At 70.7% G+C, this 12,306-nt stretch carries 11 protein-coding genes; 5 read left to right on the top strand and 6 right to left on the bottom strand.

The genetic code is table 11. The annotated features are described in order from the left end of the window. Position 1: 1 nt before the first annotated feature. The 5 genes from ACFU95_RS35300 to ACFU95_RS35280 are packed head-to-tail and all read right to left on the bottom strand — an operon-like array spanning position 2 to position 5,417. Positions 2-1,471, bottom strand: coding sequence for a hypothetical protein (locus ACFU95_RS35300; RefSeq protein ID WP_383836509.1), 1,470 nt, complete (start codon positions 1,469-1,471; stop codon positions 2-4). Between the two features lie 7 nt (positions 1,472-1,478). Then, positions 1,479-2,279 carry an ABC transporter permease gene (locus ACFU95_RS35295; RefSeq protein ID WP_383836506.1) on the bottom strand — a complete coding sequence of 267 codons (801 nt, stop codon included), beginning with the start codon at positions 2,277-2,279 and terminating at the stop codon, positions 1,479-1,481. Further along, on the bottom strand, positions 2,276-3,085 hold the full coding sequence (locus ACFU95_RS35290; protein WP_383836503.1) for an ABC transporter permease: 810 nt from the start codon (positions 3,083-3,085) through the stop codon (positions 2,276-2,278). Before ACFU95_RS35290 ends, ACFU95_RS35295 begins: the two co-directional genes overlap by 4 nt. After that, positions 3,082-4,107 carry an ATP-binding cassette domain-containing protein gene (locus tag ACFU95_RS35285; RefSeq protein ID WP_383836500.1) on the bottom strand — a complete coding sequence of 342 codons (1,026 nt, stop codon included), beginning with the start codon at positions 4,105-4,107 and terminating at the stop codon, positions 3,082-3,084. The genes ACFU95_RS35290 and ACFU95_RS35285 overlap by 4 nt, the downstream gene beginning before the upstream one ends. Next, positions 4,104-5,417 carry an aspartate aminotransferase family protein gene (locus ACFU95_RS35280; RefSeq protein WP_383836497.1) on the bottom strand — a complete coding sequence of 438 codons (1,314 nt, stop codon included), beginning with the start codon at positions 5,415-5,417 and terminating at the stop codon, positions 4,104-4,106. Before ACFU95_RS35280 ends, ACFU95_RS35285 begins: the two co-directional genes overlap by 4 nt. A 262-nt stretch (positions 5,418-5,679) precedes the next feature. On the opposite strand from ACFU95_RS35280, the gene ACFU95_RS35275 reads away from it, so the two are divergent. Beyond that, the gene (locus ACFU95_RS35275; RefSeq protein ID WP_383836494.1) at positions 5,680-6,747 is read left to right on the top strand and encodes a glucose-1-phosphate thymidylyltransferase; all 1,068 of its coding nucleotides are present in this window, start codon (positions 5,680-5,682) and stop codon (positions 6,745-6,747) included. Then, the gene (gene rfbB / locus ACFU95_RS35270; RefSeq protein WP_383836491.1) at positions 6,744-7,721 is read left to right on the top strand and encodes a dTDP-glucose 4,6-dehydratase; all 978 of its coding nucleotides are present in this window, start codon (positions 6,744-6,746) and stop codon (positions 7,719-7,721) included. Before ACFU95_RS35275 ends, rfbB begins: the two co-directional genes overlap by 4 nt. A 52-nt stretch (positions 7,722-7,773) precedes the next feature. Here rfbB and ACFU95_RS35265 read toward each other — a convergent pair whose 3' ends face one another. Beyond that, on the bottom strand, positions 7,774-8,835 hold the full coding sequence (locus ACFU95_RS35265) for a LacI family DNA-binding transcriptional regulator (RefSeq protein ID WP_383836488.1): 1,062 nt from the start codon (positions 8,833-8,835) through the stop codon (positions 7,774-7,776). A gap of 288 nt (positions 8,836-9,123) precedes the next feature. Here ACFU95_RS35265 and ACFU95_RS35260 point away from each other — a divergent pair, with 288 nt between their 5' ends. The 3 genes from ACFU95_RS35260 to ACFU95_RS35250 are packed head-to-tail and all read left to right on the top strand — an operon-like array spanning position 9,124 to position 12,280. Next, entirely contained in the window at positions 9,124-10,398 is a 1,275-nt protein-coding gene (locus ACFU95_RS35260; protein ID WP_383836485.1) for an extracellular solute-binding protein, read from the top strand. 17 nt (positions 10,399-10,415) lie between these two features. After that, on the top strand, positions 10,416-11,432 hold the full coding sequence (locus ACFU95_RS35255; RefSeq protein ID WP_383836482.1) for a carbohydrate ABC transporter permease: 1,017 nt from the start codon (positions 10,416-10,418) through the stop codon (positions 11,430-11,432). Then, positions 11,429-12,280 carry a sugar ABC transporter permease gene (locus tag ACFU95_RS35250; protein ID WP_383836479.1) on the top strand — a complete coding sequence of 284 codons (852 nt, stop codon included), beginning with the start codon at positions 11,429-11,431 and terminating at the stop codon, positions 12,278-12,280. Before ACFU95_RS35255 ends, ACFU95_RS35250 begins: the two co-directional genes overlap by 4 nt. The last annotated feature ends 26 nt before the right edge of the window (positions 12,281-12,306 follow it).

Genomic DNA, 12,306 nt, shown 5'->3' with positions numbered 1-12,306 from the left:
TTCACGTCCTAGCTGGAATGGTCGAGGCCGGGGTGCGGGCGCCGAGCGTGCGGGCGTGGCGCAGGTCGATCGCGGCGTGGTAGGGACGGGCGTGGTCGATGTTGTAGGCGAGTTCGTGCAGCAGTCGGCCCAGGTACAGCAGGCGGCGCAGGGGGTCGGTGGCCGCCGTGCCGAGGAGCAGCCGCAGGACCCGCGCCCGCCAGACGTCGGCGGCGTGGAAGACCTGCCGCAGCACGGCGCGGGGTTCGGGTGGCCAGTCGTCGGCGCCGTCGAGCGCGCCCCGCATGGTGTCGAAGGAGTCGATGCCCAGGCGCCGCGCGCTCTCGAAGGCCGCCTCGTCGGCGGTGAAGTACTCCAGTGCGCGCTGGACGGCGACGAGGTCCTGTACCGGCGATTGCGCGGCCCATCCCGCGTCGTGCGGGTCGAGGGCGGGGGTGGACAGGTCGATCACGTTCATCGACCAGCTCCCGTCGTCCCGGGGCCGGCACAGCAGGTGTGACAGGTGCAGGTCGCCGTGGCAGGGTCCGGAGGCGAAACCCGCCGGGGCGGCGTCGAAGGCGGACCGCAGGTCGGCGGTCTCCTCCGCCAGGGCCGTGAAGGCCGCGGCGCGGGCGGTGGGGGGCAGGCCGATGTCCGCTGAGGCGAGTTCGGCCGTACGGGCGGTGGTCCGGGCGAGCACCTCCCGTACCGGATACGGCGGTGCGGTACGCGCGCCGAGGCCGGCGGCCAGATCGCGGTGGAACCCGGCGAGGAACCGTCCTGCCTCCCGCAGGTTCCGCTCCAGTGGGCGCAGGTGTGCCCGTACCGCGTCGTCGAGCACGTGGGGGGCCCGGGCGCCGGTCAGCTTCGGCCACAGCGAGCGCATGCTCTGCCGGAGCGGCAGGTCCAAGCCGTCGCCGGGCGCGTACCGGTAGAAGACGCCCAGGGGGTGGTGGGTGCCGTCGGCGGGGTCGACATACGTGTAGTCGCCGGCCCAGTCGGGGGTGCGGCCGGTGCCGTTCAGCAGCCGTAGCAGTTCCGGTTCGCGGACGGTCTCGTCCAGGCGCCGGTAGGTCTTGTGGACGTAGGCGGTGCCGTCGTTCTCCACCAGCGACAGGGCGTTGGAGGACCAGCCGCGCTCGAAGGGCAGCGGGCGCACCTTGCGCGCGGTGAGTCCCGCGCCGCGGAACAGCACGAGGCCGCCGCGGTCCGTGCGCAGCCGGTCCCCGGCGCAGACGGCGTCCAGTGCGGCGGCGTCGAACGCCTGTGAGCCGTGCGCCTCTTCGAGGCCGATGCCGCCCGTCAGCTGCCTGACCGGCACGAACCAGCGCTGCCCGGAGGCGGGTCCGCCGACCGCTGCCACGACCAACAGGTGGGCGGCGGCGGTGAGTTCGACGTGGTCGTCCCGCTCGAAGCGCTCGGCGCGCCGGCCGTCCTCCGGCATCCACGGGGCCGTGCGCAGCAGGGCGCCCAGATCGTCGTTCCGTATCACGCCCGGCTCAACTCCCGGTCATCTCGTATCGGTTGACGCCGCGGCGCCAGACGGTCAGGGCGAGCGCCAGGGCGCCGGCGGTCACCACCGGCATCCAGCCGAGCAGGCCGGTGGTCCCGGTGAGCAGATAGACGCTCGGCACGTAGGCGGTGAAGGCGAAGGGCAGGACCCAGGTGAGCAGGGCCTTCAGCGAGGGGTGGTAGATGTCCAGCGGGTAGGCGGAGAACTCCGACACCTGGTTGGCCGCGTACATCGCCGGCAGGCTCGTCACGGTCCAGAAGGACAGCGAGGCGAAGAGCAGTTTCACCGCGGTGTGCAGCAGGGCGCCGCACAGCACCAGCGCGGGAGCCAGGGCCCATTGGAGGGGGGTGAGGGACAGGTCCAGTTCGGCTCCGGCGTAGCCCACCAGTACGGCCCCGACGACGAGTTCGCCGAGCCCGTCGGGGTGGAAGAAGCGCTCCGACAGCAGGGAGAACAGGGGGTCGACCGGCCGGACGAGATAGCGGTAGAACTCGCCGCGCTGGATGAGCTTGCGGCCCAGTTCCCACAGCTGGTCGGTGAAGAGGTGGTCCAGGCCGCGGGGCAGCAGGGAGAACCCCAGCAGGAACAGCACCTCGTGGTACGACCAGCCACCCACGGCGGGCACCTGCCGGAACACCAGGCCGACGACCGCCGTCTGGATGCCGACCCGCACCAGGAAGGCGCCCGCGCCGAGGAAGAAGTCGGTGCGGTAGGCGGCCAGCCGGTGCAGGCCGACGCCGCCGAGGAAGAAGGAGAGCCGCAGGTAGCGCGCCATGGTGCGGGTCATCCGCCGAGCACCTCCAGCCGTCCCAGGGCGGCGCGCCACAGCGCGGCGCACAGCAGCGACAGTCCGGCTGCCCAGGCCACTTGCCGGGCCAGCAGCCACATGGCGTCGGCCCAGCCGCCGTAGCGGCCCAGCAGCAGGGTCAGCGGGCCGTCGACCATGCCGCGGAAGGGCAGGACCCGCGCGATCGTCGCCAGCGCGTCCGGCATCAGCGCGATGGGGACGAGCTGTCCGGCGAAGAAGGCGACGACGCTCTGCTTGACCATCCGCACCCCCCAGGTGTTGGTGGTGAGGAACCCGGTCATGCCGGTCAGCAGGTTCACGCAGAACGCCAGCAGCACCGAGAGCGCGGTGGAGACGGCGAACAGCAGCAGGTCCGCCGGCCTGGGCGCGGTGAGCGGGACGAGCAGGGCGAACAGGGCGAGCACCGGCAGCGCGACCAGCACGGCGTTGGCCCCGACCACGGGCAGGCAGGCGAAGAACCGCATCACCGGGTAGCTCACGGGGCGCACGAGCATGACCGCGACGTCGCCCCGGTACACCTCGGCCGCGACCTCGTCGTCCACCCGGTTGGTGTGCAGCACCTGAAGGATCTGGGCCATCAGCAGGTAGGTGGTGATGTCCCCCACGGTGAAGCCGCCGGGGCCGCGGCCGGGGGTGCCCTCGTACACGGCGCGCCACAGGAAGACGGTGACCGCCGCCCCGGCGGCCGCCGTCACGGCCGTCATCGCGAACATGGAGCGGTACTGGAGCAGGGACTGAAGGCCGCTGGTGGTGAACGGCAGATAGCGGCGGGCGCGAGTGATCATGCCGCGTCCTCGTGTGCGGGTCCGGGCACCCGGGAGCGGCCGTAGATCTCGCGCAGCACATCCTCCAGGCCGGGTTCGGGGGCGTACCAGTCGGCGAGGTCGAAGCGGTCCAGCAGGAAGGCGAGGACCTCCCGGGAGGTGTAGCGGCCGGTCGGGTAGTCGACGCGGATACGGCCGCGGTCGTCCGGTGCGGCACGCACTCCGGGAAGGCCCACCTCGATGCGCTCCCGGGCCGCCGCGGGTGCGGTGCCGTCCCGGTGGTCGAAGACGACCGAGCGGTGGTCGGCCGTGCGCAGCAGGTCGGTCAGGGTGCCCTGGTGGACGACCCGGCCGTGGTCGACGACCAGGGCGTCGTCGCAGATCGCCGCGATGTCGGCGATGTCGTGGCTGGTCAGTACGACGGTGGTGCCCAGCTCCCGGTGGGCGCGGTTGACCAGATGGCGCACCGCGTCCTTGAGCACCATGTCGAGGCCGATCGTCGGCTCGTCCCAGAACAGCACGGCGGGGTCGTGCAGCAGGCTCGCCGCGATCTCCGCGCGCATGCGCTGGCCGAGGCTGAGCTGCCGTACGGGCGTGGTGCCCAGGGCGTCGATGTCGAGGAGTTCCCGGAACAGCGTGAGGTTGCGCCGGTAGACCGGTTCGGGGATGTCGTAGATGCGGCGCAGGATGCGGAAGGAGTCGGGTACCGACAGGTCCCACCACAGCTGGCTGCGCTGGCCGAAGACGACGCCGATGGCGCGGGCGTTGCGCTGCCGGTGCCGGTAGGGCTCCAGCCCGTTGACCAGGCAGCGGCCGGAGGTGGGGGTCATGATGCCGGTCAGCATCTTGATGGTGGTCGACTTGCCCGCTCCGTTGGCGCCGATGTAGGCGGTCCTGGTGCCGGCCGGTATCTCGAAGGAGACGTCGTCGACGGCGCGTACGACGCGGTACTCGCGGGTGAAGAGGGTGCGCAGGCTGCCGCGCAGACCGGGTTCGCGTTCGGCCAGCCGGAACTCCTTGACGAGGCGCTCCGCCACGATCACGCGATCACCTTCTCGATGGCCTGTCCCAGCAGGCGTAAGCCCTCGTCGAGCAGGGCCTCGTCGAGGGTGAACGGCGGTGCCAGGCGCAGGATGTGGCCGCCGAGGGAGGTGCGCAGGCCAAGGTCGAGGGCGGTCGCGTAGACGGCGCGGGCGATGTCAGGTGCGGGGGTGCGGCCGGCGGGGTCGGTGACGAACTCCAGCCCCCACAGCAGCCCGAGGCCGCGGACCTGGCCCAGCTGGGGGATGCGGGACTCCAGGGCGCGGAGGCGGTTCTCCATGATGTCGCCGAGGACCTGGACGCGCTCGATCAGCCGGTCGCGTTCGACGACTTCGAGGGTGGCGCGGGCGGCGGCGATCCCCAGCGGATTGCTCGCGTACGTCGAGGCGTACGCGCCCGTGGTGGCGGCTTCCGGTCTGCGCAGCAGTTCGCCGCGGCCGGCGAGGACGGCGAAGGGGAACCCGCTCGCGGTGCCCTTGGACAGCATCGCCAGGTCCGGCTCGATGCCGAACCGTTCGCTGGCGAGGAAGGCACCCGTGCGGCCGCCGCCGGTCAGGACCTCGTCCGCGACGAGGAGGACGCCGCCGTCCGCGGCGGCCTGCGTGATGCGCTCCCAGTAGCCCGGGGGCGGCACGATCACTCCGGCCGCGCCGAGGACGGGCTCGAAGACCAGCGCGGAGACGTTGGGCTTGTCGGCGATGTGCCGGCACACGAGCGCGGCGCACCGCACGTCGCACGAGGGGTACTCCAGGCCGAGCGGGCACCGGTAGCAGTACGGGCTGTACCCGAGCACGCTGTTGCCGCTGAAGGACTGATGGCCGATGTCCCAGTGCACGAGCATCCGGGCGCCCATGGTCTTGCCGTGGAAGCCGTGCCGCAGTGCGCCGACGCGGTTGCGGCCGGGTGGCGCGGTCGCCTGCACCACGCGCAGGGCGGCCTCGACCACCTCCGCGCCGGTGGAGAAGAACGCGAAGGTGTCCAGGCGCTCGGGCAGCAGCCTGGCCAGCAGTTCGAGGAGTTCGGCGCGCTCGGGTGTGGCGCTGTCGTGGACGTTCCACAGCCGGCGGGCCTGTGCGGTGAGCGCCTCGACCACCTCCGGGTGGCCGTGGCCGAGGGACTGTGTGAGCGTCCCGGCGGCGAAGTCGAGGTACTGGTTGCCGTCGAGGTCGGTCAGGACGGGGCCGCGTCCCTCGGCGAAGACCCGGCGTCCGTGGACGGCCTCCTCGGAGGCGCCCGGCGCCAGATGCCGGGCCTCCCGGGCCAGTTGCTGTGTCTGCCGTTCCCGTCGCTGTGTCTGCCGGACATCTGTCACTGCTGCCCCCGTTCGTCGGCCCGACTGGGTCCGCCTGTCGGCGAACTGCGGTGTGGCACACCCCCGTTGGCGGCACGGCGCCGAGTCAAACACCGGACCCGAGCGGTTCGCAAGCTTTTGCGGGATGTTTCAGAAAGAGCTTGCGGGGTTTTGTCGACCTCTGATTGAGTCGAGGTGCTTGCGGCGACACCCACGCCTCATGCTCCGAGGAGGGACCTGTGAGGACACGCCCCCAGATCGGCCCGCCCCGCCGGAGGTCGAGGTGAAAGCACTGGTCCTGGCGGGTGGCACCGGCAGCAGACTCAGGCCGTTCACCCACACCGGCGCCAAGCAACTACTCCCGATCGCCAACAAACCCGTGCTGTTCTACGCCCTGGAGTCCCTGGCCTCGGCCGGCATCCGCGACGTCGGCATCGTGGTCGGCGCGCACGCCCGGGACATCCGCGAACTGACCGGCGACGGCACCGGGTTCGGCTTACGCATCACCTACCTGCACCAGCCCCGTCCGCTCGGTCTCGCCCACGCGGTGCTCATCGCCCGGGACTTCCTGGGCGACGACGACTTCCTGCTGTACCTCGGGGACAACTACCTCCAGCAGGACGTCACCGACTTCGCCCGTCTCGCGGCGGCCACCCCCTCGGCGGCCCGGCTGCTGCTCACCCCGGTCGCCGACCCGTCCGCCTTCGGAGTCGCGGAGGTCGACCCCGAGGGGAACGTGCTGCGCCTGGAGGAGAAGCCCGACGCCCCCCGCAGCGCGCTCGCGCTCATCGGCGTGTACGCCTTCAGCCCCGCCGTGCACGAGGCGGTACGGGCCATCACACCCTCCGCGCGCGGCGAACTGGAGATCACCCACGCCGTGCAGTGGTTGATCGACCGCGGGATGCGGGTACGCGCCGACACGACCACCCGGCCCTGGCGCGACACCGGCAGCGTCGAGGACCTGCTGGAGGTCAACCGGCATGTCCTGGACAGCCTCGAAGGCAGCGTCGAGGGCAAGGTGGACTCCCGCAGCACCCTGGTCGGCCGGGTGCGTGTGGCCGAGGGCGCGATCGTGCGCGGGTCGCGCGTGGTGGGGCCGGTGGTCATCGGCGCGGGTGCCGTCGTCAGCAACTCCAGCGTCGGCCCGTACACCTCCATCGGGGAGGACTGCCGGGTCGAGGACAGCGCCATCGAGTACTCGGTCCTGCTGCCCGGCGCGCAGGTGGAGGGGGCGTCGCGGATCGAGGGCTCCCTCATCGGCCGTGGCGCCGTCGTCCGTCCCGCTCCCCGACTCCCGCAGGCTCACCGGCTGGTGATCGGCGACCACAGCAAGGTGTATCTCCCTTCATGAACGCAACGATCCTCGTCACCGGCGGAGCGGGTTTCATCGGCTCGGCCTATGTCCGTCACCTCCTGTCCCCCGCGGCCTCGGGGGTCACGGCGGTGACCGTCCTCGACAGACTCACCTATGCCGGCAGCCTCGCCCGGCTCCGCGCGGTGCGCGAGCACCCGGCCTTCACCTTCGTCCAGGGCGATGTGTGCGACACGGAGCTGGTGGACGACCTGGCCGCGCGGCACGACCAGATCGTGCACTTCGCCGCCGAGTCGCACGTCGACCGCTCCATCACCGACGGCGGCTCCTTCACCCGTACCAACGTGCTGGGCACCCAGGTCCTGCTCGACGCCGCGCTCCGCCACGGGCTGCGCACCTTCGTGCACATCTCCACCGACGAGGTGTACGGGTCACTGCCGCACGGGGCTGCGAAGGAGAGCGACCAGCTGCGTCCGACCTCGCCGTACGCGGCGTCGAAGGCGGCCTCGGACCTGATCGCTCTCGCCCACCACCACACGCACGGCCTGGACGTGCGGGTGACCCGCTGCTCGAACAACTTCGGCCCCCACCAGCACCCCGAGAAGCTCATCCCGCGCTTCCTGGCCTGTCTGCTGTCCGGGGCCGGCGTCCCGCTCTACGGCGACGGACGGTACGTACGCGACTGGCTGCATGTCGATGACCACGTCCGGGCCGTCGAACTCGTCCGGTCGGCGGGGCGCCCCGGAGAGATCTACAACATCGGCGGCGGCACCTCGTTGCCCAATCTGGAGCTGACGCACCGGCTGCTGGAGCTGTGCGGCGCGGGTCCCGAACGGATCGTGCACGTGCGGGACCGCAAGGGACACGACCGGCGGTACGCGGTCGACCACGGCAAGATCACCGCCGAGCTCGGGTACCGGCCGCTCATCGACTTCACGACGGCCCTCGCCGACACCGCGGAGTGGTACAAGCGTCACGCGGACTGGTGGCGCCCGTTGTTCGCGGCGCTCTGAGCGTGTGGCGCTATGGGACTGTGGCGGACGGCGGTCGTCGATCCGGCGCGTGTCAGTCGGCCGTGTACCTGTCCGGCCCGCGCCGGTCCCCGGAGAGCTGCCCGTTTCGCGGACCGGCGGCGGTGGAGCCTCGTACGACCAGTTCCGGCATGAAGACGAATTCGGTGCGGGGCGGGGGCGTACCGGCCATCTCCTCCAGGAGCGCGTCCACAGCGACCTGCCCCATGGACTTGACGGGCTGTCTGATGGTGGTGAGGGGCGGGTCGGTGAAGGCGATGAGCGGCGAGTCGTCGAAGCCGATGACCGAGATGTCGCCGGGCACCCGCAGACCCTGCTGCCGTGCGGCCCGCACGGCGCCGAGGGCCATCATGTCGCTGGCGCACACGACGGCCGTGCATCCTCTGCCGATCAGGGCGGCGGCCGCGGCCTGACCGCCCTCCAGGGAGAAGAGGGAGTGCTCGACCAGGTCATGCGACTCCCCCGCGGACAGCCCCAGTTGCTCACGCAGACCGGCCAGGAACCCCTCGATCTTGCGCCGCACCGGCACAAAGCGCCCGGGCCCCACGGCAAGGCCGATGCGCCGGTGCCCCAGCTCCGCCAGATGTGCCACGGCCAGCCGCATGGCCGCGCGGTCGTCCGGGGAGACGAAGGGTGCCTCGATCGCCGGCGAGAATCCGTTGACCAGCACGAAGGGCACGCGCTGTTCGTGCAGCCGGTCGTACCGCCCGCTGTCGGCACTGGTGTCGGCGTGCAGTCCCGAGACGAAGATGATGCCGGACGCCCCTCGGTCGACGAGCATCTCCGTGAGTTCGTCCTCGGTCGACCCGCCCGGCGTCTGGGTCGCCAGGACGGGCGTGTACCCCTGCCGGGTCAGCGCCTGCCCCATCACCTGGGCCAGCGCGGGAAAGACGGGATTGTCGAGCTCCGGGGTGATCAGGCCGACGAGCTCCGCCCGACGCTGCCTCAGCGGATGCTCGTAGCCCAGTGCGTCGAGTGCCTCGAGGACGGAATCGCGGGTGCCCGAGGCCACTCCGCGCGCGCCGTTGAGCACGCGGCTGACGGTGGCCTTGCTGACGCCCGCCTGGGTTGCGATGTCGGCAAGCCGCGTGGTCATGGCATCGCACTGTACCCGTCGGCCGTCACCGCGCCCACTACGCCTGGGCATGGGGCGACTACACGCGATGCCCGCGAGTCCGGCTCCCTCGTCCCCGCCGCTCCGCCCGTCCGCAGGTGTCACAGAGCGCAGCACAATGGCTGAAACTGCTTGCAGCAAAATGCAGCAAGGTCTTTCGGTGTGCTTTTCGATCCTGTTACGTTCCTGACAACCCCGGCGCCGCGCAGAAGCGGCCGCGTGAGGCGTCCACGCCTCCGCCCATTTCCGGGACCACCCCTAGGAGTTCATATGCGGCGTGGCATTGCTGCCACCGCGCTGTTCACGACCCTGGCCATGACGACGACGGCGTGCGGCGGGAACGACGACGGTCAGGGCGGCGCGGGCGGCTCGGGCGGGGAGCTTTCGGGAACCGTCACCTTCTGGGACACCTCCAACGAGGCGGAGAAGGCGACCTACCAGGCCCTCGCGGAAGGCTTCGAGAAGGAACACCCGAAGGTCGACGTCAAGTACGTCAACGTCCCCTTCGGCGAGGCGAACGCCAAGTTCAAGAACGCGGCCGGCGGCAACTCCGGCGCCCCGGACGTGATGCGCACGGAGGTCGCCTGGGTCGCGGACTTCGCGAGCATCGGCTATCTCGCGCCGCTCGACGGCACCGCCGCCCTCGATGAGGAGACGGACTACCTCCCGCAGGCCGCGGCGAGCACCGAGTACGAGGGGAAGACCTACGCGGTTCCCCAGGTGATCGACACCTTGGCCCTCTTCTACAACAAGAAGCTGTTACGCGAGGCCGGTGTCGAGGTCCCCGCCTCCGTCGCCGAACTGACGGCGGCGGCCACGCGGATATCCAGGAAGACCGGCGCGACCGGCCTCTATCTGCGCGGCGACGACCCCTACTGGTTCCTTCCCTACCTGTACGGCGAGGGCGGCAACCTGGTCGACGCCGAGAAGAAGACCGTCACCGTCGACGACGCGGCCGGGGTGAGGGCGTACCAGGTCCTCAAGGACCTGGTGGACAGCAAGGCCGCCATCACCGACGCGTCCGACGGCTGGAACAACATGGAGAACGCCTTCAAGTCGGGCAAGGTCGCCATGATGCTCAACGGTCCGTGGGCCATCGAGGACGTCAAGGCAGGAGCCGAGTTCAAGGACGCCGCCAACCTCGGGGTCGCCCCCGTCCCGGCCGGCAGCACCGGACAGGGCTCGCCCCAGGGCGGATGGAACCTGTCCGTGTACGCCGGGTCCGAGAACCTCGACGCCTCCTACGCCTTCGTGAAGTACATGAGCTCGGCCAAGGTGCAGCAGCAGACGACCGAGAAGCTGAGCCTGCTGCCCACCCGCGCGTCCGTCTACAAGGTTCCGGCCGTGGCGGACAACCAGATGGTGAGGTTCTTCAAGCCGGCCGTCGACAAGGCCGTCGAACGACCGTGGATCGCCCAGGGCAACGCGCTCTTCGAGCCGATCCGCCTGCAGATGGCCAACGTGCTGTCCGGCAAGACCAGCCCGGCCAAGGCGGCCGCCGCCACCGGCGACGCCTATCGCAAGATGCTCAAGGACTACAAGTAGCCACGGGAGGCTGACCCATGGCTGTCGAGACCGGCCGACCGGTGGCGGAGGCCGCCGGCACACCAGACCCCCACGGCCACGGCCGGCACCGCACCGACCGCAAGGTTCCGGGCCGGCTGCGGCGGGGCCTGACCACCCACTGGTACGCCTGGAGCATGGTCGCCCCCGTGGTGGTCGTGATCGGCGTGATCATCGGATACCCCCTGGCACGCGGCGCCTGGCTGTCCCTCACGGACGCCAACGAGGCCAACGTGGAACGCACCATCGGCGTCAACCACATCCCCGCCACCTACGACCACGTCGGCCTCGCCAACTACCAGGCGATCCTCGACGACGGCGTCTTCTGGGACCGCCTCGGCTGGACCGTGGTGTGGACCGTCAGCTGCGTGGCGCTGTCCTTCGCCCTCGGCCTGGTCCTGGCCGTCATGCTCAACCGCACGTTCAGGGGCCGCTCCCTGTACCGCACCGCGCTCGTCCTGCCCTGGGCCGTGCCCGCGTTCGTCTCCGTGTTCACCTGGCGCCTGCTCTTCAACGAACGCAGCGGCCTGTTCAACCAACTGCTGGCCGGCGGCGGCTTCGACCGTATCTCCTGGCTGACCGACCCGACCTGGGCCAAGGTCTCCGTCATCGCCGTGAACGTCTGGCTGGGCGTGCCGTTCATGCTCATCGCCCTCCTCGGCGGCCTCCAGTCCATCCCCGGCGACCTGTACGAGGCCGCCGAGATGGACGGGGCGACAGCCTGGCAGCGCTTCCGTCACATCACCCTGCCCGGACTGCGGTCCGTCTCCAGCACGGTCGTCCTGCTCAGCGCGATCTGGACCTTCAACATGTTCCCGGTCATCTTCCTGCTGACGCGCGGCGGTCCGGGAGACGCCACCGAGATCCTGGTGACGTACGCCTACCGCCTGTCCTTCGTCATCAGCCCCCGCGACTACGCCGGATCCGCCGCCTGGGGCGTGCTGATCCTGCTCCTTCTCGCACTCTTCGCGACGGCCTACCGCCGCTCGCTGCGCAAGCAGGGAGACATCTGGTGACCCACGCTTCCACGACCGCCCGCAGGCACGACCGCGGCCCGCTGGCCTCGCTCGGACTGCATCTGACCCTGCTGGTCGCCTCCGTGGTCGCGGTCTTCCCGCCGCTGTGGCTGCTGATCACGTCCTTCAAGCCCAAGACGGACGCGTTCGACACCTCGCTCGTCGAGGACTTCACGTTCGGCAACTACCGCCACGTCGTGGCCGACACCGCCTTCCTGTCCTGGCTGCAGAACTCGCTGGTCGTCGTCGGCCTGACCACGGTGATCGGCGTCTTCGTCGCCGCCACGACCGGCTACGCCGTGAGCCGTTTCCGCTTCCCCGGCATGCGGCCCCTGATGTGGCTGCTCCTGCTGACCCAGATGTTCCCGGTCGCGGTGCTCATCGTGCCGTTGTACAACCTGCTCGCCGACCTCGGGCTGCTGAACCAGCCCGCCGGCCTGGTCGTCACCTATCTCACCGTCGCGGTGCCGTTCTGCGCCTGGATGATGAAGGGCTACTTCGACGGCATCCCGGTCGAGATCGACGAAGCGGGCCGGGTCGACGGCCTCACCCCGTTCGGCACGTTCTGGCGGCTGGTGCTGCCCCTGGCCAAGCCGGGACTCGCCGTCACCGCCTTCTACACCTTCATCACCGGCTGGGCCGAAGTGGCCTACGCCTCTGCCTTCATGACCGGCGAGGAGAACCTCACGCTCGCCGGGGGGCTCCAGACGTTCGTCAACCAGTACACGAGCGACTGGGGTTCGCTGACGGCGGCCGCCGTGATCATCGCCGTCCCCGCCGCCATCGTCTTCGGCATCGTCCAACGCCACCTCGTCTCCGGTCTGACCGCAGGCGCCACCAAGTCCTGACCCCCACCCATAGCAGGCAGGGAAGA

It is taken from the genome of Streptomyces sp. NPDC057623 (assembly GCF_042800355.1).
Lineage (GTDB): Bacteria > Actinomycetota > Actinomycetes > Streptomycetales > Streptomycetaceae > Streptomyces.
Note: the sequence above shows the minus strand (reverse complement) of the source record. Positions and strands in the feature narration are given on the sequence as shown.